Annotated in this window: 17 protein-coding genes and 2 pseudogenes; 6 read left to right on the forward strand and 13 right to left on the reverse strand. The window is 68.5% G+C overall.

What is annotated here, in order from left to right; translation table 11 throughout:
- Position 1: 1 nt before the first annotated feature.
- Together K1X59_RS01845 and K1X59_RS01850 are read right to left on the reverse strand one after the other, a co-directional pair.
- On the reverse strand, positions 2-598 hold the full coding sequence (locus tag K1X59_RS01845) for a recombinase family protein (RefSeq protein WP_060921759.1): 597 nt from the start codon (positions 596-598) through the stop codon (positions 2-4).
- Positions 599-783: 185 nt separating this feature from the next.
- Complete coding sequence (locus K1X59_RS01850) at positions 784-1,188, reverse strand: heavy metal-responsive transcriptional regulator (RefSeq protein WP_183151636.1); 405 nt, start codon at positions 1,186-1,188, stop codon at positions 784-786.
- Positions 1,189-1,242: 54 nt separating this feature from the next.
- On the opposite strand from K1X59_RS01850, the gene K1X59_RS01855 reads away from it, so the two are divergent.
- The 4 genes and pseudogenes from K1X59_RS01855 (at position 1,243) to K1X59_RS01870 (ending at position 4,727) form a co-directional block, all read left to right on the forward strand.
- Positions 1,243-1,557 (forward strand): thioredoxin family protein, encoded by a 315-nt coding sequence (locus K1X59_RS01855; protein ID WP_167163704.1) that lies wholly within the window; start codon positions 1,243-1,245, stop codon positions 1,555-1,557.
- Positions 1,554-2,903 (forward strand): NAD(P)/FAD-dependent oxidoreductase, encoded by a 1,350-nt coding sequence (locus K1X59_RS01860; protein WP_183151637.1) that lies wholly within the window; start codon positions 1,554-1,556, stop codon positions 2,901-2,903. Before K1X59_RS01855 ends, K1X59_RS01860 begins: the two co-directional genes overlap by 4 nt.
- Positions 2,904-3,359: 456 nt before the next feature.
- The gene (locus tag K1X59_RS01865; protein ID WP_183151638.1) at positions 3,360-3,749 is read left to right on the forward strand and encodes a helix-turn-helix transcriptional regulator; all 390 of its coding nucleotides are present in this window, start codon (positions 3,360-3,362) and stop codon (positions 3,747-3,749) included.
- A 1-nt stretch (position 3,750) separates the two neighbouring features.
- Positions 3,751-4,727 (forward strand): annotated as a pseudogene (locus tag K1X59_RS01870) (SRPBCC domain-containing protein).
- A gap of 92 nt (positions 4,728-4,819) precedes the next feature.
- Here the strand turns inward: K1X59_RS01870 and K1X59_RS01875 are convergent.
- From K1X59_RS01875 to K1X59_RS01900, 6 genes are read right to left on the reverse strand one after another with little or no spacing between them, the layout of a single operon-like run.
- Positions 4,820-6,208, reverse strand: coding sequence for an NtaA/DmoA family FMN-dependent monooxygenase (locus tag K1X59_RS01875; protein WP_258567019.1), 1,389 nt, complete (start codon positions 6,206-6,208; stop codon positions 4,820-4,822).
- A gap of 57 nt (positions 6,209-6,265) precedes the next feature.
- Complete coding sequence (locus K1X59_RS01880; RefSeq protein ID WP_220173865.1) at positions 6,266-7,516, reverse strand: acyl-CoA dehydrogenase family protein; 1,251 nt, start codon at positions 7,514-7,516, stop codon at positions 6,266-6,268.
- Entirely contained in the window at positions 7,513-9,174 is a 1,662-nt protein-coding gene (locus K1X59_RS01885; RefSeq protein WP_220173866.1) for an ABC transporter ATP-binding protein, read from the reverse strand. Before K1X59_RS01885 ends, K1X59_RS01880 begins: the two co-directional genes overlap by 4 nt.
- Complete coding sequence (locus K1X59_RS01890) at positions 9,171-10,070, reverse strand: ABC transporter permease (RefSeq protein WP_183151641.1); 900 nt, start codon at positions 10,068-10,070, stop codon at positions 9,171-9,173. The genes K1X59_RS01885 and K1X59_RS01890 overlap by 4 nt, the downstream gene beginning before the upstream one ends.
- Positions 10,067-11,035: an ABC transporter permease gene (locus K1X59_RS01895; protein WP_183151642.1), complete on the reverse strand. Its 969-nt coding sequence runs from the start codon at positions 11,033-11,035 to the stop codon at positions 10,067-10,069. Before K1X59_RS01895 ends, K1X59_RS01890 begins: the two co-directional genes overlap by 4 nt.
- A 31-nt stretch (positions 11,036-11,066) precedes the next feature.
- Positions 11,067-12,728, reverse strand: coding sequence for an ABC transporter substrate-binding protein (locus K1X59_RS01900; RefSeq protein ID WP_183151643.1), 1,662 nt, complete (start codon positions 12,726-12,728; stop codon positions 11,067-11,069).
- Positions 12,729-13,122: 394 nt separating this feature from the next.
- Here K1X59_RS01900 and K1X59_RS01905 point away from each other — a divergent pair, with 394 nt between their 5' ends.
- A complete protein-coding gene (locus tag K1X59_RS01905; protein ID WP_244632640.1) occupies positions 13,123-14,286 on the forward strand; it encodes an FAD-dependent oxidoreductase in 1,164 nt (387 codons plus the stop codon).
- On the opposite strand, the gene K1X59_RS01910 is transcribed toward K1X59_RS01905, so the two are convergent.
- The 5 genes and pseudogenes from K1X59_RS01910 to K1X59_RS01930 form a co-directional block, all read right to left on the reverse strand.
- Entirely contained in the window at positions 14,277-14,984 is a 708-nt protein-coding gene (locus K1X59_RS01910) for a Pr6Pr family membrane protein (protein WP_183151644.1), read from the reverse strand. The genes K1X59_RS01905 and K1X59_RS01910 overlap by 10 nt on opposite strands.
- A 108-nt stretch (positions 14,985-15,092) precedes the next feature.
- Positions 15,093-15,482, reverse strand: coding sequence for a DoxX family membrane protein (locus K1X59_RS01915; protein WP_183151645.1), 390 nt, complete (start codon positions 15,480-15,482; stop codon positions 15,093-15,095).
- 29 nt (positions 15,483-15,511) lie between these two features.
- Positions 15,512-16,282, reverse strand: coding sequence for a ribonuclease H (locus tag K1X59_RS01920; protein WP_183151646.1), 771 nt, complete (start codon positions 16,280-16,282; stop codon positions 15,512-15,514).
- Positions 16,283-16,714: 432 nt separating this feature from the next.
- Positions 16,715-17,020, reverse strand: coding sequence for a protealysin inhibitor emfourin (locus tag K1X59_RS01925; RefSeq protein WP_183151647.1), 306 nt, complete (start codon positions 17,018-17,020; stop codon positions 16,715-16,717).
- Positions 16,995-18,064: pseudogene (locus tag K1X59_RS01930) on the reverse strand (M4 family metallopeptidase). Before K1X59_RS01930 ends, K1X59_RS01925 begins: the two are co-directional and overlap by 26 nt.
- A 562-nt stretch (positions 18,065-18,626) precedes the next feature.
- Here K1X59_RS01930 and K1X59_RS01935 point away from each other — a divergent pair.
- Positions 18,627-19,412: a hypothetical protein gene (locus K1X59_RS01935; protein WP_183151648.1), complete on the forward strand. Its 786-nt coding sequence runs from the start codon at positions 18,627-18,629 to the stop codon at positions 19,410-19,412.
- Positions 19,413-19,471 lie beyond the last annotated feature (59 nt).

The following is a 19,471-nucleotide window of genomic DNA, read 5'->3' on the forward strand; positions in this document are numbered from 1 at the left end:
GCTAGATGGTGATGCTCTCGCGGCTGGCGAGGGCTTGCTGGTGGCGGTAGAGCGTGGCGCGACTCCACCCGACGAGCCGTGCTGCATCTTCGGCGGTGCGACCTTTCGCTCGGGCGTCGGCGGCGATCGCGAGCTTGTCGGCGATTACCGCTGGGTCCGAGAGTGGACGACCGAAGCGAGTGCCGCTCTGCCTGGCGGCGGCGATCCCAGCATTTACCCGCTCGACAATCAGTTCACGCTCGTACTCCGCGAGCGTGGCGAGCATGTTCAGCATCAACCGGCCCGTCGATGTCGCTGGATCTATCCCATCCGAGACAGAACGCACATGGATGCCCCGCTCGCGCAGCAGGTTTACGGTGTTCAGCACGTCGATGAGGGAGCGGCCGAGGCGGTCCACGCGCCAGACGACGACGGTGTCACCGGCTTCTGCGTGCTCGAGGAGTTTTTTCATCCCACGACGCTCGATCGCGGTCTTGCTCCCGGAGGTGACATCGGCGAACACGTCGCGCTTCTGAACACCAGCGGCGACGAGTGCGTCGAGCTGCAGCTGCGCATCCTGGCTCGATGTGCTCACGCGGGTGTATCCAAGAAGTCTCACTCGGCCATTGTGCCTCACAAACCCCGCCGCGTCATCGCGCTGAGACACTTTCCGGTGAGACGCATTGTTGAGACAGACGCTGACCGAGGATCACACGGATCAGCGATCACACAGCCGGGATCCGGCCGATGTCTCGAAAAGCTGTAGCTTTTCGAGATGCCCTGCTGGTGCGTACAACGACGGGTTTACGGTAGCGGCCGCGGGATGACGTTGCAGATGCTGCGCTCCGAGCACGTCGCTGGGTCGACGGCCGAACTGGTGGTGAGCATGTCGACGAGTTCTGTTTCGAGACGGGCGAGTTCTTGTTGACGGACCCTGACTTCATTGAGTTTGCCATCGAGCAGCGAGTGCACGTGCGAGCAGGGCGCCTGCCCGTCTTCCCGGAGAGTGAGGACTCCGGCGATGTCGGCCAGCGTCAATCCGGCAGATTGAGCGGCGCGAATGAATCCGACGCGGGAAGCGACCTCATCGTCATAGACCCGGTATCCATTGCTTTGTCGACTCGGTGCAGAAAGTAGCCCTTCGCGTTCGTAGAAACGAAGGGTCTGGGTGCTGACTCCCGTGGTGGCGGCGAGGTCTCCAATGCGCATACCCCCATTTCACCACTTGACCTTGTACCGGGCTGCAACGTTTACGGTCGATGCATGCAGATCACGTTGCAGTACTTCGATGGGTGCCCGAACTGGGAGACGGCCGCGGATCGCCTCGCGGTGATCGCCGCGGAACGATCCGACGTCACGGTGAGCCGGCAGCTCATCGAGACGCAGGAGGAAGCGGAAGCTCTCGACTTCCGCGGGTCCCCGACTCTCCTGGCCGACGGTGTGCCGCTGTTTCCCGCGCCAGAAGCTCCGCCCGGCCTGTCGTGCCGGGTGTATTTGACACCGGCAGGTCTTGCCGGGTCGCCCACGACAGAGCAGATCCGGGACGCCATCAGGACCGTCGAAGCGGGTATCCGGTGAGTGACGCGTTCGATCTGCTGGTCATCGGTGCAGGCATGGCGGGCACGTCCGCTGCGAACAAGTGTGCGGCGCAGGGCTGGCGGGTCGGGATTGTCGACGCGTTACCCTACGGCGGTACCTGCGCGCTCCGGGGATGCGACCCGAAAAAGATCCTCCGCCGCGGCGCCGAAATCGTCGATGCCGCCCGGCTGATGAACGACACCGGCATCACAGAAGGCGGCCTCCGTGTCGACTGGCCGGCCCTGATGCGGCGCAAGCGCGGCTTCACCGACGGTGTCCCGAAAGGCATGGAAGACGAACTCACCGGCAACGGTGCCACCACTTTTCACGGCCACGCCGAGTTCACTGGCCCGAACACCCTCACCATCGATGGCACTACCCACCACGCCGACCGCTTCCTCATCGCCACCGGGGCCACCCCGAGGCCGTTGACGTTCCCCGGTGCGGCACACCTCATCGACAGCACCCAATTCCTCGACCTCGATGCTCTACCGCAGCGGATCGTGTTCATCGGCGGCGGCTTCATCTCGTTCGAGTTCGCGCACATCGCCGCCCGCGCCGGCGCGCAGTGCACGATCATCGACCACGGCCCGCGACCCCTGCGCGAGTTCGACCCCGACCTGGTGGAGTTGCTGACCTCCCGCACCGAGCAAGCCGGCATCCACGTCTACCGAAACACCAACGTCACCGCCATCGAGGCCACCCCCGCCGGGTTCCAGATCAGCATCAACACCCACGGCACGACCACCCGTCTTGACGCGGACCTCGTCGTTCATGGAGCAGGTCGCGTCCCCGCCCTCGATGGCCTCCATTTGGACGCTGCCGGTATTGCCGGCAGCCTACGTGGAGTCACCGTCGCCGGGCACCTGCAAAGCACCACCAACCCCGCCGTCTATGCCGCAGGAGACGCCGCCGACACCGCGGGACGTCCCCTGACTCCGGTGGCCGTGTTTGAGGGGAAAGTCGCCGCGTCGAACATGCTCAAAGGAACCACCACAGCACCCGACTACACCGGGGTCCCCACGACCGTGTTCACCATCCCGGAGCTGAACCGGGTCGGCCTCCTCGAAGAAGAAGCCGCCACAAGCCACAACACCGCCGTTCGCTTCACTGACACCAGCAACTGGTACTCCACCTACCGGGTCGCCGAAACCACCGCCGCCGCGAAGATCATCATCGATACCGACACCGATCAGATCCTTGGCGCGCACCTGCTCGGCCCCGGCTACTCCGAACTGATCAACACCTTCGGCATCGCCATCAAACTGGGTCTCACCACCCGGCAACTCAAATCCACCACCGCCACCTACCCCTCCCTCGGCTCCGACCTCGGCTCCCTACTCTGACCAACTAACACACAGAGCCGACTACCTCTGCTTTCCGTCAGTTGCCGGCCAGCCACACCCGTCACTAAGCGATCACAAAACACCGCCAAAAAGCGACAATGTCCACACGTCGCCCCGCCGTAACCCCCTGCCGAAACGTTAGGGCGCCGAAACGGGTGGTGTATGGGTTTCGGCGCAGGTTCTGCCGACCGCCAACCATCCGTATTCGGGGTCTGGATGTGCGCGCGTTTTGACCGTCGTCCTGCATGAGTCGGCCTGACGATCTGACTTTCCTCGCGACCGCAGCTGGCTTCATTGCCACTCCGAAGGGAGGCGGCCCCCAGCACTCTGCTTTAGATCGGACTCAGTCCGGCTCAGCCTCGGGTAGTCCGATGTAAAGCATCTAGTCCGATCTAAAGCCGCAAGTCACAAGTCGGCCCTTGACATCCGCCGCGCTCAGGCATAACGTACAACCAAATGGTTGCACAAAGAGAACTGAGCGAAGCGGAGGTCGACCGTGTCTTCCACGCACTGGCGACGTCGACCCGGCGCGACATCCTGCGCCGGACGATCGAGCGGGAGCAGTCCGTCTCGACCCTCGCCGCCGACTACGAGATGTCATTCGCCGCGGTGCAGAAGCACGTCGCCGTGCTCGAGGCCGCGAACCTCATCGTCAAGCGCGCCGAGGGACGCGAGCGGCTCGTCCGCGCGAACCCCGAGATGATCGCCCGCGCCAGGGCGCTCCTCGCCCGATACGAAGAGCTGTGGCGGTCGCGCATCGCCCGACTCGACGACCTGCTGGCCGAGACACCTCGATCCGGCGCATCCGACAACAGCGACACCAACGAGAACGAACAAGGAGACTGAAATGCCTGTCACCGACGTCACCACCGATGCCGACAACCTCACCATGACCGTGGTCGCGGACTTCGCCGCCCCGGTCGAGCGGGTCTGGAGCGCCTACAGCGACCCGCGCCAGCTCGAACGCTTCTGGGGTCCTCCCGGATGGCCGGCGACCTTCACCTCGTGGGACCACACGGTCGGCGGTCGCGCGGTCTACTCCATGAACGGTCCACGGGGCGAGAAGTCGTCCGGGGCATGGGAGTTCGTGTCGATCGATGCGCCCCGCAGCTTCGAGGTCATCGACTCGTTCGTCGACGAGGACGGCAACCCGCTCGACGGCTTCCCTGCACAGCGGATGTCGTTCGCGTTCGAGCCGACCGCCGCCGGCACCCGCATGGTCACGACGAGCCACTTCGACTCGGTCGACGCTCTCGAACAGGTCGTCGAGATGGGCCAGGTCGAGGGCATCAAGATGGCCATGAGTCAGCTCGACGCCGTGCTGCAGGACCTCCGCGAGTACGCGCAGGGCAAGGGCACGAGGGTCGAGCTGCTCGACGACACGCACGTGCGCATCACGCGTCTGGTCGAGGGCCCGCGCGAGCTCGTGTGGCGCGCGCACTTCGAGCCCGAGCTGATCCGCAAGTGGATGCTCGGCCCCGACGGCTGGGAGATGACGGAGTGCGTCGCCGCCACCGAGGTCGGTCAGTCGTACCGCAACTCCTGGGCGCCGGTCGGCGACACCGAGGGCGAGCCGTTCGGGTTCGAGGGCGAGGCGCTCCTGATCGACGCCCCCGTCGCGCGGTCACCACCGAGCGGATGCAGGGCCTGCCGACCGAGACTCTGAACGATCTCAACCTCTATGAGGAGGACGGCGCGACCCTCGTCACGCTGCTCGTCGAATACCCCGACAAGGAGACGCGCGACATGATCCTCGCCACTGGCATGGCCGACGGGATGGAGGCGTCGTTCGCCCGCCTGGAGCGGGAGCTGCTCACCGTCTGAGCGCGGCGCCGCGTCCACAACTCAGGAAGACCGGCCGGTCCGCCCAGGACCGGCCGGTCTTCGGGTTCCGGCTGAGAGTGTTCCTGGAGTGCTCACCGCACGGGTGACGACACCTGCCACGCGGGGTGGGTCGGGTGCGGGCGGGCTCCGGACCGGTCGCGCGACAGACGCTCCCGCAGCGTCTCCCCGTCGCGATAGCTCGATCGGGCGAGACCGCGTCGCCGCAGCTCCGGCACGGCGAGTTCGATGAAGTCGCGCGCCGACTCGAAGCTCACATCCTGGCTCAGGTTGAAACCGTCGAGGTGGGCGTAGTCGGCGATCTCCTCGAGCCGAGTGGCGACCTGCACCGGGTCGCCGACGATCGACCAGTCGCCTCCGATCCCCTTCCGCGAGCTCGGCGCCTTCGCGACGAGGTCGCCGACCGTCTGCCCAGGACGCCACTCCCGGATCAGCAGCCGGTACCCGTGATCTTCGCGCCGGATGATGTCTTCGACGAGCTCTGTCGGGTCGTAGCGGGTCAGGTCGGGAGTGCGGGCAGGCTGTGTGAGAGCCTCCCGGGGCGTGCGATATCGGGCGTAGTCCGCCGCCTTCTCGCGCGCCGCCTGCTCGGTCTCCGCGACGACGACGTGCGCGCCGGCGAGGAAGGAGATGGTGTCGGGATCACGGCCGAACTCCGCCGCCTGCACACGGATCGCGTCGACGTTCGCACGGATGTCGTCGAGGGTCGATCCGCCGACGAACACGACCTCCGCGTGCTTCGCCGCGAACGAAAGCCCCCGAAGCGAACTGCCTGCCTGGAAGAGCACGGGCACGCGCTGGGCGCTGGGTGCGGTCAGGCTGGGACCGGCCACTCGGAACCGAGAGCCGACATGGTCGATGTAGCGCACGGCGTCCGGCTCGGCGTAGACGCGCCTGTCACGGTCGGCGGTGATCGCGTCGTCGTCCCACGACTCCAGCAGCAGGCGGTACACGACGTCGAGGAACTCGTCGGCGATCTCATACCGGGCGTCGTGCTCGATCTGATCTGCGAGGCCGAAGTTCCTCGCCGCGTTCGTGAGGTACGAGGTGACGATGTTCCAGCCGATGCGCCCCTTCGACAGGTGATCGAGCGTGGCGAGCCGTCGCGCGAACGTGAAGGGAGGCTCGTAGGTCGTCGAGAACGTCGCGACCAGCCCGAGGTGGTCGGTGGCGTCCGCGAGCGCCCCCAGCACGATGAGGGGATCGAGCGCCGGGATCTGGAAACCTTCGCGCACGGCGGTGCCGAGTCCGTCGTCGAACACGTCGTATGCGCCGAGCACATCGGCGAGGAACAGCTCGTCGAACGTCCCGTACTCGAGCAGCGAGCCGAGCTCTCGCCAGAACCCGATGTCGGCGACACGGTGACGCTGATCCAGCGGGTGCGTCCACAGCCCGTGCGACAGGTGCACGGGGGATGCCATCTCGAAGAGGCTCAGCACGAGAGGCCGATCGCGCTCGCTCACGCGGTGCCCTCGCTCTCCGAGACGGTCGCGCTTTCGTCGGCGGCACCGGCGGCGGCTTCATCGGACGCAGAATCCTGCACGGCATCCGTTCCGCTCTCTCCGTGCCTCACGCTCCGCGAACGGATCGGGCAGTGCACCGAAGAGCACCCGGTGCCCGACCGCGCGCTGTCGCGCGGCGATCGGGTTGTGCACGCCGATCGTCCTGGCGTTGCGCCAGTGCCTGTCGAGTGCTCGGCTCTGCGCGACGGATGACGATCCGCCGACGTCGAAGACATCCGTGGTCACCGACAGCACCAGGGGTATCACGGCGATCTGCGCCGAGTACGCGGCAACGTCGGCCGCCTCGTACGGTTCTCTCTCCGAGACGCCGTCCAGCGCAGCGCGGTGCGCATCGTCGATCCGCTGCGCAGCGTGCAGCACGGCCGCCTCGGCCGCGAAGGCGGACCCCGCAGCTCTGCCGAGCACGGCCTGCGACAACGGGTCGTCCTGCGCCGCCGCCCCGCTGAGCAGCGGTCTCGTGCGCGAGCGTACGTAGTCCGCGGCGTCGTCGACGGCCGCGTGCCCGATACCGGCCACCACGGCGAGGAGGAAGAGCTGGTAGAAGCCGGAGATGTAGCTGCGGTCGCGCGCTCCGGGCGAGTACACCGTGAGATGTGCGGAATCGACCACGACCTCCGAGAAGGCGGTCGTCCCGGTTCCGGTCAGGCGCTGGCCGAACCCGACCCAGTCGTCGTGGACCGTGACTCCTGGGGCATCGAGCGGAACCGCGATGGTGGCGTGACGGTCCCGGTATCGCGCGGTGACGTTCGCCCAGTCCGAGAAGATCGTGCCCGTGCTGTAGTACTTCTCACCGTCGAGCACGAGGGTGCCGTCATCCTTCTCGGTGATGACGGTGTTGCTCTCCGTCGGCGCCCCGCTTCCCGGCTCGCTCTGTGCATTGCCGACCACCACGCCGGCGACGGCCTGCTCCCCCCAATGCCGGCGATACTCCGGATCCTCATGCGTGAGCCGCACCTCGAGGAAGGCGAAGTGCCCGCGCCAGATGTGGGCGACGTTGGAGTCGGCTCTGGCGAGTTCGATGAGGAGGCGGAAGAGGTCCACCGCGGATGCCCCATCGCCGCCGTACTCCTCGGGCACGCGTACGGCCCCGAATCCGGCATCCCGCAGCAGCCGGATCTGTTCGAACGGGAGCGTGCGGTTGCTCTCCCGGTCCGTCGCACCGGAGGCGATCTCGGCGAACACCGGACGGAATCGCTCGGCGAGGCGCTGGTAGGTGCTGACCGGTGGGGTCGATGTGGGGGCGGTCATATGATGCTTCCAATCGTGGGGGAGATGGGCTGGGGGGCGCCGTGGATGCGCGGGATCGCGGCGAGGAGCTCCTTCGTGTAGTCGGCCTGCGGGCGGTCGAACACGTTCGACACCGAGTCGTGCTCGACGACCTTGCCGTTCTTCAACACGAGCACTTCATGGCTGATCGCGTTCACGACGCCGAGATCATGCGAGATCAGCAGAAGGGCGACCTGCGTCTCCTGCTGGATGCGGACGAGGAGATCGAGGATCTGCGCCTGGATCGACACGTCTAGTGCCGACACCGGCTCGTCGCCGACGATGATCGTCGGTTCCAGAGCGAGAGCCCGGGCGATCGCGACGCGCTGGCGCTGTCCGCCGGACAGCTGCAGCGGTCGCCGGTCGAGCAGCAGCGCGCTCAGCTCGACGTGGTCGAGGAGCTCACGGACGCGCAGTCGACGGCCGGTGCGATCGTGGCGGCCGAGCACCCCGACCGCCTCGGTCAGGATCCGATCGATCGAGTGCCGCGGATCGAATGAGCTCAGCGGGTCCTGGTACACGGCCTGGATGCGCTGACGGAGAGCGGATCGCTCGCGTCGTTCGACATCCGTCCAGCGGGTGCCGACGACTCGGACCTCTCCGGTATCCGCTCTCTCCTGGCCCAACAGGATGCGGCCCGCCGTGGTCTTGCCCGATCCGGACTCTCCGACGAGCCCCAGCGTGCGACCCGGGTGCAGGGTGAACGAGACATCGTCGAGCGCCCGCAGCGCGGACCCGCCCGGAAGGCGGAACGTCCGGCTGATGTGGTCCACCTCCGCCACGGTGACACCGGCCGAGGGAACAGGCCCGTCTTCGAGCGCGGCACGATCCACGACGGTCGCGGCCCGCCGTGGGCGGTGCGAGGGGATCGAGGCGATGAGCCGGCGGGTGTAGGAGTGTTCGGGCGCGGCGAACACGTCGGCGGTCGTGCCGGTCTCGACGATCCTTCCGTCCTTCATCACGATCACTCGGTCGGCGATCTGCGAGACGACGGCGAGATCGTGGGTGATCAGCAGGAGCGTGCGCCCCTGTTCCTTGAACAGCTCGAGCAGGCGGAGGATCTGCGCCTGCACGGTCACATCCAGCGCCGTCGTCGCTTCGTCGAGGATGAGGAACGGCGGCCGTGCCGCGATGGCACTGGCGATCAGGGCACGCTGGCGCAGGCCGCCGGAGAGCTCGTGGGGGCGCTGGTGGCGTCTCAGCTCCGGCTCGGGCACTCCGACGTCTCGGAGCAGCGCGTGCACCTCGTCCCGCCGACGCGAGGCGTCCCAGGCGAAGTGCTCGCGCAGCGGTTCTTCGATCTCGCGGCCGATCGTCCGGAGGGGGTCGAGCGAGACGAGCGCGTCTTGGAGGACGAATCCGATCTCGCCTCCGCGGATGCCGCGCCAGGCGCGCTTCGAGGCCGTCCGGAGATCGTGGTCGCCGAAGCGCAGCGCGTTCGCGCTCACGCCGCTGTCCGGACCGGTGAGCCCGACGAGCGTGCGTGCCGTGACGCTCTTGCCCGACCCGGATTCGCCGACGATCGCGACGGTCTCGCCGGCCTCGACCGAGAACGAGATCCCGTGGACGACGTCGAGACGATCCGCGTGGCGACCGAACGAGATGCGCAGGCCCGCGACGTCGAGAAGGGGTCGGCTCATCGCTTTCCCTCCAGACGGCGCTGCAGTGTTCGGCCGATCGTGGTCGTGGAGACCACCAGAGCGGTGATCGTCAGCCCGGGGAAGATGCCGTACCACCAGGCGCGCTCGAGGAAGTTGCGTGAGATCGACAGCATCGATCCCCACTCCGGGGTGGGCGGCGCGACGCCGAGACCGAGGAACGTGAGCGCAGCTCCGGCGAGGGTCGCCGTGCCGACGCCGATCGTCGCGAGCACGAGCACCGGACGGATCGCATTGGGCAGGACATGGTGCAGGGCGATCCGCGTGGGGCTGAGACCGATGCCGCGCGCCGCCTCGACATAGCCCGCGTTGCGGATGGCGAGGGTCTGGCCGCGGACGAGTCGCGCGTAGCTGGGGATTCCCGCGATGCCGATCGCGAGCAGAGTGTTGAGCAGCCCTCCACCGAAGATCGAGATGATGAGCAGAGCGAGCAGCAGCTCGGGGAACGCGAGCGACACATCGGTCACGCGCATCAGCAGGGCATCCAGGAACCGATTGCCGAGTCCGGCGGCGAGCCCGATCAGACTTCCGATCCCCAGCGCGATGATCGTCGCGCCGATGCCGAGGAACAGCGCCGGCTGGGCGCCGTAGATGATGCGGCTGAGCACGTCGCGTCCGGCTTCGTCGGTACCGAGCAGATGAGCGATGCTCGGCGGAGCGAGGACGTTCGACGTGTCGGTCGACAGGGGATCGAACGGGGCGAGGGCGGCAGGGGCGATGGCCGCGAGCACGACGACGGCGAAGAAGGCGACCGCGATCCAGAAACCGACCGGGTATCCGCGAAGGGTGCGCCGCCGCCGTGTGCGGTGTTCGTCAACGGGATCGGTCGGCGTCTGCGCGAGGACGAGACCAGGTGGGGCGAATTCTGTCACGCTCATGCGTGTGCCTCCGTTCGGATGCGCGGATCGATGAGCGGGTAGAGCAGGTCGACGATGAAGTTGACGCCGACGTAGGCGGTCGCAGCGAGGAGCACGAGCCCGAGAACGAGCGGGACATCGCTCGCGTTCGCGGCCGTCACCAGGACGCGGCCGATACCCTGCCTGCTGAAGAGCGTCTCCGCGATCACCGCACCCCCGAGCAGGCCGCCGATCAGGAAGCCGGAGAGCGTGCTGAGGGGGATCAGCGCATGTCGCAGCGCGTGACGGAGCCGCACGGTCACCTCGCTCACGCCGCGTGTACGCGCGGTGATGATGAACGGCTCGTCGAGGGCGTCCTCCAGTGCCCCGCGGAAGACCTGGATGAGAGCGGGAGCAGTGCTCAGACCGATCATCAGCGCCGGGAGGACGAGGGTCGCTGGGCCGTCGCTGCCGACGGACGGCAGCAGGTGCAGGGAGTAGGAGAAGATCGTCAGCAGCACGATGCCGATCCAGAATCCCGGTGCCGACAGGAAGAAGATCTCGACGACCGACGACACACGGTGCGGGATCGGACGCTTCGCGGTGAGCAGCGCGACGGCGACGGTGAGGACGATCGTGACGAGCGCTGCTGCGCCGGCGAGCTGCAGCGTCGGGCCGAGCTGCTCCCCGATGATGTCGACTACCGGAAGGTCGCGCTGATACGAGGTGCCGAGGTCTCCGGTGAGAAGTCGTCCGAGGTAGGTGCCGTACTGCGCCCAGAGCGGCTGATCGAAACCGTATTGCTCGCGGATCGCCGCTTCTTGATCGGCGGTGAGGCTGACCTCGGCGCCGCCGACGACGGCGTACACCCGGTCTCCGGGGAGGACGTAGAGGGCCACGAAGGCGAGGCTGATGGCGCCGAAGAGCACTCCGATGCCGCTGAGGGCGCGCAGCGCCGCATGGCGCAGATACCCCGTCACCTGGTGGGCGGTTCGTGTCGAGGTCATGGGGCTCCGGGGGATGGTCGCCGGCGGAAGGTCACGAACCCGCGCCCTCCTTCCAGGTGTTGTAGAACCAGAGGTTGCCGTAGGCGCGGTCGAATGCCAGACCGTGCACGCTGTCCTGCGACGAGACCAGCGAGGGCCGGTAGTACAGCGGGATCGAGGGGACGATCTCGGTCAGGCGCTCCTGCGCCTGCGCATACAGATCCGCGATCTCGTCGGCGTCGGTCGATGCCCGCGCGGTCGCGACGAGTTCATCGAGTTCCGCATCCGCGGTGTTGGTCTGATTGGTCCCGCGGCGCTCAGGTGTCGTGACCTCTGTCGAGCTGTACTTGATGAACAGGACGTCGGCGGTGTTCGTGGTCCAGATGCCGGCGCTGATGTCCTGCTCGCCTGCGGCGACGCGGGCCTGCTGATCTTCTGACGAGAGCAGATCGATCTGCACCTCGACCCCGATGTCCTTGAGCTGGTCCTGCACGATCTCGAGGATCTGGTTGGCCTGCGTCACGTCACCCGTCGTGGGGAAGTAGAGCGACAGGCGCTGGCCGTCCTTCGTGCGGAACCCCTCGGAGTCCACCTCGGACCAGCCGGCGTCGTCGAGGATCTCATTGGCCTGATCGACGTCATGGGTGAATGTGGCGGTGCTGTTCTCGGCGTAGTTCGGCGTCGAAGGCACGAGGAAGCCGTCCGCCACCGTCCACTGCCCGAACGAGACCGCGTCGATGATCGCCTTGCGGTCGAGGCCGGCGAAGATCGCCTGCCGCACCGCCTGGTCATCGAGAGGAGCATTGTTCTCGTTGAGCCACAGCGAATACGGATGGCCGGGACGGTCGAACCTGGTGAACTCGAGGCTGTCGTTGCTCTGCACCGATTCCACGCTCTGCGGCGGAGTCCAGTCGATGACATCGAAGTCGCCGGCCACCAGGCCGTTGTAGCGCACGCTGTCTTCGGCGACGAAGCTGATCTCGATGCCGTCGAGGTAGGCGGCGCCCGTCCTTCCGGCATCCGACTCCGGCGCCCAGCCGTAGTCGTCGTTGCGCTCGAGAGTGAGGGACTCGTCCGCCCGCCAGTCGACGACCTCGAACGGTCCGGTGCCGATCGGGTGATCGACGATCGTCTCGGGCGCCTCGGTGAGCTGCTTTCCCGAGATGATGCTCAGGTAAGCCTGCGACAGCACGTTGATGAGCGCGGAGTACGGTTCGGAGAGGGTGATCTCCAGGGTCAGGTCGTCGATGGCCTTCGAGCTCTCGTACGGCCCGAGGTACGACGCCTGCAGCGGCGCCGCCGTCGCGGGGTCGAAGATGTGCTCGATGTTCTGCTGCACGACCGCGGCGGTGAGCGGCGAGTCGTCCTGGAACGTGATGTCGGGGCGCAGGTGGATCGTGTACACGCGGCCGTCGTCGGAGAGATCGTACGACTCGGCCAGCAGGCCCTCGAAGGTGCCGTCCTCCTTCTGCCAGAACAGCGTGTCGAAGATCGCACGGAAGATGAGCGGGTCATTCGAGTTCCCCTGCTGGTGGGGGTCGAGGTTGGTCGGTGCCCACGCGTTGAGAGCGAGCTTGAGTGTTCCTCCCGCTTCGGGCTCGCCACTGTCGGTGGGTCCGGCGGAGCCGCCGGTGCTCGTCGAGCAGGCGGCGAGCGTGATGGTGAGCACAGTCGCCGCGATCGCTCCGAGCAACCGATTCCGGGAAGTCGTCATGGCCGCTCCTTGCGGTGGGGGGTCTTGGTGGTGAAACGCTATGTGAGGTGCGAGTACCGGCCGACGGGGGAGTCGGGGCGTTACCGGCGGTTACCCCGGGTTACCCGCGCCGTCGTTCTGTGTCGCATCCGGGGAGGTCCGGACTGCTCGGCGGGACCGAGCGCGCCGCACCGCCACGGCGGTGTTCGGGATAGGGTGGCGACACGATGAGGATCACGCGCCGTACACTGCTCCTCGGCGCCGGAGCCGGTGTCGCTTCGGTGCTTCTCGCCTCGTGCACCCCGGAGCCCGCGCCCACCCCGACGCCCACCCGCACCCGTGAGCCGGAGCCGCCCCCGGGGTCCCCGCCCCCGCCGGCAGCATCCGCAGCGGCTGGACGACAGACCCGTTCGCCCTGGGTGCGGCCAGCTTCACACCCGTCGGCGTGCTGTCGGACACCCGCTCCGCGCTGGCGACGCCGGTCGACAAGCGCCTCTTCTTCGCGGGAGAGGCGACCGACACCGAAGCCCCCGGCACCGTGCGCGGTGCGATCGCGTCGGGGACGCGCGCCGCCGAAGAGGTCTTGGTCCCGGCGACGTCGGGCGAGCGCATCGCGGTGGTCGGCGCCGGACTCGCCGGTGCAACGGCCGCGGCGCTGCTCGCCGAGAACGGGCTGCAGGTGACGGTCGTCGAGGCGAGGGACCGTGTCGGCGGACGGGTGTACTCCCGTACCGACGACTCGTGGCCGATGCCGGTGCAGCTCGGCGCCTGGCTCTTCGGCGAAGATGACGGCGACGTGCTCGACCGCCTGAGCAGCGGTGACATCGGCATCGTCGACCTCACCGGCGCACGATGGCGGACCCCGGACGGCGACACGGAGCCGGTCGACCCGCAGCCGTTCGACGCCGCGATCGCGACGGCGCAGGCTGCTCCCGAGGACACGTCCGTCGCCGATGCGCTGACCGCCGCGGGCATCGACCCCGCAGACCCCGCGACCGCCGCACTGCTCGGGATCCTCGCGACCCGCACGGGAGCCGGCGCCGACGAACTCTCGAGCTGGTTCGCCCCGCCGCTCCCCGCGGGTGAGCCGAAGGCCGCGACGGGCGACCTCACGCCGTTCATCGAACAGGCGCTCGACGGCGTCACCGTCGGCCTCAACTCGCCCGTCGCAAGAGTCGCGTACGACGATTCGGGCGTGAGCATCCGCCTCGGCACCGGGGAGGCGCTGTCGTTCGACCGCGTCGTCGTCACCGTGCCGCTCGGGGTGCTGCAGGATCGGAGCATCGAGTTCGAACCGCCGCTGCCCTTCTCCAACCGCGGCGCGATCGCGGCACTCGGCATGGGCGCGATCGAGACGGTCTGGCTGCGCTGGGAAGAGGCGTTCTGGGACAGCGAGGAGACGATCTGGCACGCGGTCGGCGCCGACGTGGCGATTGCGACCTGGATCAATCTGCGACCCGCGACGGGTGAGAACGTGCTCGTGGGGATCGTCGGAGGGGCGGCTGCGGCGGAGCTCGCGCAGCTCGATGAGGACGAGGCCATCGAAGCCGCCCTCGCCTCGCTCTCGCTCTACGTCTGACCGACGCGCTCGTCGATCGGCACCTGCTCCTTCGTCGATCTCCGCGCGCTGTGCTCCGCCTCGCTGCGCAGCCGTCGCGGCAGCGGCATCCTGCTGATCAGCACGAGCACCGTCGCGACGGCGGCGAAGGTGCCGAGGGCGATCGCGGCGGAGACCAGGAACTCCACGGGCCCGCTCACCTGGCGCGGGTCGAGGAAGTAGTACGGGTACCAGCCGATCAACGGTCCGCGGATCATCGTCGCGATGCCCCACAGCACCGGGTACGCGAGAGCCACCGGCACCACCCGCCAGGGCACGGAGCGATGCCCCGGCGCGAGCGCCCAGGCGGCCACCGTGACGGCGGGGAGCCAGAAGTGCAGCACCTGATCCGACCACGGCACGTCGATGCGGATGCCGCGGAGACCGGCCTGCCACACCAGGATCGCGAACACGAGACCCGCGGTGATCGTCCAGGTCAGCACGAGCGCGAGCGCGACGGTGAGCCACCGCGGATCCCTCGCGCGGCGGAGGGCGATGACGCCGGCGATGCTCAGCAGCACGACGAAGGCGATGTTCGACTGGTTGGTCAGGTAGGCGAAGAAGTTCTGGCTCGCGATCGTGTTCGACGCCAGGCCCCACGCGAGCCGGTGGATGAGCGCCACGAGGCAGACGGCGGCGGCGCCGAGGCGGAGCAGGCCGAAGACGGTGCGGGCCTTCACCGCTGCGTCACCCGCCGTCTCCTCATCCGCCGAGTCTACGGAGGGGTGCTGCGCGAAGCCTCATCGAGGCCGGCCGATGTCCCCGGCCTCGCCAGGGGAGGAGAAGGGTCAGCGGCGGCGTGCGCGGGTCGACCACAGGGCGAGCGCGACGAGCACCGGCTGGAAGAACAGGCGAACGAAGCGCTTCATGTCGGTGTCGAGGCCGAAGCCGTCGCGATGGTGCATCCACTGCGCCACGTTGCCGGGGAACACCGCGACGAAGAACAGTGCGGCGATCACGCCGACCGTGCGCCGGCGCTTGCGCGCCAGGAGGAGGGTGGAGCCGAGCGCGACCTCGGCCACGCCGGAGGCGAGCACCGTCGTATCCGGATCGAGGGGCAGCGATTCGGGTACCTGCGCCTGGAACTCCTCACGGGCCACCGTGAGGTGGGAGACGCCGGCGAAGACGAGGGAGGCGCCGAGGAACACGCGGCCGATGGTGCGGGCAGGAGTCGACATGGTGCGAGTGTACGCCTCGGCTTCTGCGCTCAGATCAGGCGTCGGAGCGCCTCTTCGAGCGAGATGCCCTGGGCCTCGGCACGGTCACGCAGCCGCGCGTGCTCGTCGGAGGAGAGCGGGATGCGCAGCTCGATCGGGTCGTCCTCGGGGGCGTCGAGGCCGTCGAGCAGGTCGGAGGGTTCGGCCCACAACGGCTCCGCGACCGAGGTCGACGCGGCAGCGGAAGACGGCCGTGTCGGCGAAGCGGATGTGGCCCCGGACGCCGGCGCCGGCGCGGTGGATGGCGCGTTCGCGGCGACCGGTGCCGACGCGGCGACCGCGGCTCCGGCATCCGTTCCGCGGGTGAAGCCCGGTCCTCGACGCGGTTCCTGCTTCTGCTGATACGCCTTCGCCGCGGCGTTCGCACGTTCGTCGGCGGCTTCGTTCAGTGGGTGGCCGGCGTGGCCTTTGACCCAGGAGAATTCGACGTCACGGCCGCGGATCGCCTCGTCGATACCCTCCAGGAGGTCGCGGTTGAGCACGGGCCCGCCGTCGGACTTGCGCCAGCCCTTGCGCTTCCACCCCGGCATCCACTTGGTCACGGAGTCGATCACGTATCGGCTGTCGCACTCGATCAGCAGCTTCTCGTCGGTGCCGGCGGTCGCGCGCAGCAGCTCGAGCACGGCGCGCAGCTCGCCCTGGTTGTTCGTGCCGTGCGGGGACCCGCCTGCCGCCCAGTTCGCGTCGTCGATGTACCAGGCCCACCCGTTGGGGCCGGGGTTGCCCAGGGCGGAGCCGTCTGCGGCGGCGGTGATCGTCATCCCTCAACCGTAACGGTGGGCGCCGACGCGGAATCACGTCGAGGTCGCACGGATACGCGGGAATCCTGCGCCGCGAGGCTGCATCTGCGACGGCAACCGAGGATCAGTCCTTCCCGGGCCCGGGCTCGGGCTCGGGCTCGCGGCTCTCGATCGAGACGGCGTCAGGGGCCGGGGTGCGACCGGGAACAGCACGGAGCTCAGGTCGCCGCTGGCCTCCGCGCCGAGGCCGATCGAGAGCGGATCGACGACGGGTGCCGTGTCGAGGATCTCCGATTCGGAGCGCTCGAGCGGCTCAGACGGCAGAATCCACTGGTTCTCTTCTTCTTCAGGCTTGTGCTGGAACAGTCCCATGGGTTCCATTGTGACCCCGTGCTCGGCCGGGAGCACCGGATTCACACGGGATTGATCGGATGACGCGCCGACGACGAACCGTCAGGCGGAGGCTGCGCGTACGGCTTCGACCAGTGCGCGCCAGGGGCCGTCGAGCGCCGAGTCGGGCAGCTCGCGCTCGCGCCGTTCCGAGGGTGTGCGAGCGCGGATGCTCCAGACGAACCGGTCGGCGCCGCTGTCGGCCTCGGTCTCCTGATCCCACGGGCAGCTGTCGATGAGGTCGATCCACTCCACGGCGTCGTCGGACTCCGCCTCCACGCGCCACTGACGGCGGATGCCGGCGATGCCGCCCGAGCGCACGACCGCGATGACGACCTGGGCGTCAGTCGGTGGAGGGGACTCGCTCATCCTCATAGACTCCCACGCGCGCCCAGGCGCGTCGAGCGGCGGCAGCCGTGGCATCGTCGATCGCCGTGGCAGCGGCGACTGTCGCATCGGCGAACTCGGTGAACGTCGCGGTGCTCGACAACCCGCCGGTGAGCGCCCGATACCAGGTGGTGCCTGCGCGCTCCCAGGCCTTGCCGCCGAGGTCGATCGCGAAGAGGGCGAACGCGCGGTTGGGGATGCCGGAGTTGATGTGCACCCCGCCGTTGTCTTCGGTCGTGCGGACGAACCCGCTCATATGGTCGGGCTGGGGGTCTCGGCCGAGCTCGTCGTCGTCGTACGCCGTGCCGGGAGCGATCATCGACCGCAGCGCTGCACCCTCGACCGCTTCGGTGAAGATCTCGGCGCCGATGAGCCAGGTCGCCTCGTCGGCGGACTGCCCGAGTGCGTACTGCTCGGTCAGCGCCCCGAACACGTCGGCGATCGACTCGTTCAGAGCCCCCGGCTGACCTTGGTACTCGAGGTTGGCGGTGTGCTGCACGACACCGTGGGCGAGCTCGTGACCGATGACCGTGAGCGAGCCGGTGAAGCCCTGGAACACCTCGCCGTCGCCGTCGCCGAACACCATGCGCTCTCCGTCCCAGAACGCGTTGTCGTAGTCGACGCCGTAGTGCACGGTGGCATCGAGGGGCGCGCCCGCGTCGTCGAGGGAGTTGCGCGCGAACGCGGCCAGCAGCATCTCGAACGTCGCGCCGAGCCCGTCGAAGGCCTGGTTCGCCGCGTCGTCCGCCACAGGGGCGTCGTCTTCGGTGCGCACCACGACTCCCGGCAGCTGCTGCGTGTTGGCCGCGTCGCTGATCGTGCGGTTCGGCGCGTCGGACAGCTGCGCCACGAGGTCGCCGTTCTCGTCGATCGACAGGTCGATGCGCGCGCGGAACGGCGGTCGGCCGGCGGTCAGCGTCTGACGCGCCGCTGCGGCCGCTCGGGGAAGCGGCCCGACTCGGCCAGACGCGCGAGCAGGTAGGACGGGACCACTCCATGACGTCGTGCGGGTGCTGTGCTGCTCATGCTGAGACCCTACGCCGGGGCGCCGACGTCGGGACCCTCCCGGCGCGCAGTACTCGCTGTCGCCGGCATGATCCTCGACTTGAGATTGAGAATCGTTCTCAATAAGGTGGCAGAGTCATGAAGCTCTCCACTCTGCGCCGCGCGGCGCTCCTCCCGTCCGCCCTGGCCCTGCTCCTCGCGGCCACCGCCTGCACCCCTCCTCGGCGCCGACGGAGAAGTCGACCGCACCCTCGGCGCCGTCGACACCCGATGCGCACGGCATCGACGCCGGCGCCGCGGCCGAGGTCTCGACCCCTGCGCTGGCCCTCGTTATCGCCGACCGGGACGGCGAGGTCACGCTCCTCGACCTCTCCTCCGAGGAACGCTCGACGCTCGCCCCCGCGGCGCACAGCGTGACAGGCGTCTTCGGCGACGGTCGACTCGTCTTCCGCGAGCACGACGAAGGCGAAGCATCCTCCGTCGAGGTCATCGACTCCGCGCGCTGGACGATGCCGCACGGCGACCACACCCATTCCTTCCGCGGAGAGCCGCGGAGTCTCGGTCGCATCGAGGGGCAGGGGAGGTGCGCGCGACGACGAGCGGTCAGCAGACCACCGTCGCCTTCGAGAGCGGGGAAATCGTCCTCCTCGCGCACGACGACCTCGGCGAGACCGTCGATGCGACACCCCGCCTCGTCGTCGACGCGTCAGGGCCGGTCATGCCCTTCGCGGACCGGCTGCTCGTCCCCACCGCCGGCAGCTCGATCGAGATCATCGACCTCTCGGGCGACCCCGCACCCGGAGAGAGTGCCGCGTGCACCGGCGCATCCGATGCGGATACCACGCGGGTCGGCGCCGTGTTCACCTGCGACGCCGGGGCTGTGCTCTTCACACGAGAGGTCGGCGGCGCGCTCGCCGCTGAGCCGATCCCCTTCCCTGTCGAGGCCCCGCCGCCGACGACTCTGTCCGGACGCGCGGATCGGCCCGACCTCGCCGGCGTCGCGGGTGAGATCGGAGCGTGGCTGCTCGATGTGCGCGAGCGGCGGTGGACGCTGCTCCGCTCGGAGGTCCCGTTGATCCGGGCGGTCGCGCTCGGCGACGATGGCAGCCGCACGGTCGTCCTCGACATCGACGGTCGGGTGCGGGTGCTCGCCCCGGACGGGGAGGTGCTCGTCCGGACCGAACCGCTGTTGGCGGCATCCGTCGCCGCTCCCGCTTTGCGCGATCGCGTGCAGCTTGTCGTCGACGCGCGCCATGCGTACCTCACCGACCCGGCCGACGGGGCGGTGCACGAGATCGATCACCGCGACGGCCGCGTCGCCCGCACCTTCACCGACCTGGACCCCTGGTTCGTCCAGCAGGTCGGCTGATCCCTCGACGACTCCGTCGTCGTCGCGCATCCCGCGCACCCACCCAGAAGAAAGAGAGA

The sequence above is a fragment of the Microbacterium sp. Se5.02b genome (assembly GCF_019464375.1).
Taxonomy (GTDB): Bacteria; Actinomycetota; Actinomycetes; order Actinomycetales; family Microbacteriaceae; genus Microbacterium.

Excerpts from the sequence above, each read along its gene's own strand:
- K1X59_RS01920 (WP_183151646.1), bottom strand. The coding sequence starts at position 16,282 with ATGACGATCACCGCCGCCGCAGACGGCTCCGCCCTGGGCAACCCCGGC.
- K1X59_RS01865 (WP_183151638.1), top strand. The coding sequence starts at position 3,360 with ATGGTTGCACAAAGAGAACTGAGCGAAGCGGAGGTCGACCGTGTCTTC.
- K1X59_RS01925 (WP_183151647.1), bottom strand. The coding sequence starts at position 17,020 with ATGAGCGAGTCCCCTCCACCGACTGACGCCCAGGTCGTCATCGCGGTC.
- K1X59_RS01890 (WP_183151641.1), bottom strand. The coding sequence starts at position 10,070 with ATGAGCGTGACAGAATTCGCCCCACCTGGTCTCGTCCTCGCGCAGACG.
- K1X59_RS01885 (WP_220173866.1), bottom strand. The coding sequence starts at position 9,174 with ATGAGCCGACCCCTTCTCGACGTCGCGGGCCTGCGCATCTCGTTCGGT.
- K1X59_RS01880 (WP_220173865.1), bottom strand. The coding sequence starts at position 7,516 with ATGACCGCCCCCACATCGACCCCACCGGTCAGCACCTACCAGCGCCTC.
- K1X59_RS01850 (WP_183151636.1), bottom strand. The coding sequence starts at position 1,188 with ATGCGCATTGGAGACCTCGCCGCCACCACGGGAGTCAGCACCCAGACC.
- K1X59_RS01895 (WP_183151642.1), bottom strand. The coding sequence starts at position 11,035 with ATGACCTCGACACGAACCGCCCACCAGGTGACGGGGTATCTGCGCCAT.
- K1X59_RS01915 (WP_183151645.1), bottom strand. The coding sequence starts at position 15,482 with ATGTCGACTCCTGCCCGCACCATCGGCCGCGTGTTCCTCGGCGCCTCC.
- K1X59_RS01900 (WP_183151643.1), bottom strand. The coding sequence starts at position 12,728 with ATGACGACTTCCCGGAATCGGTTGCTCGGAGCGATCGCGGCGACTGTG.
- K1X59_RS01855 (WP_167163704.1), top strand. The coding sequence starts at position 1,243 with ATGCAGATCACGTTGCAGTACTTCGATGGGTGCCCGAACTGGGAGACG.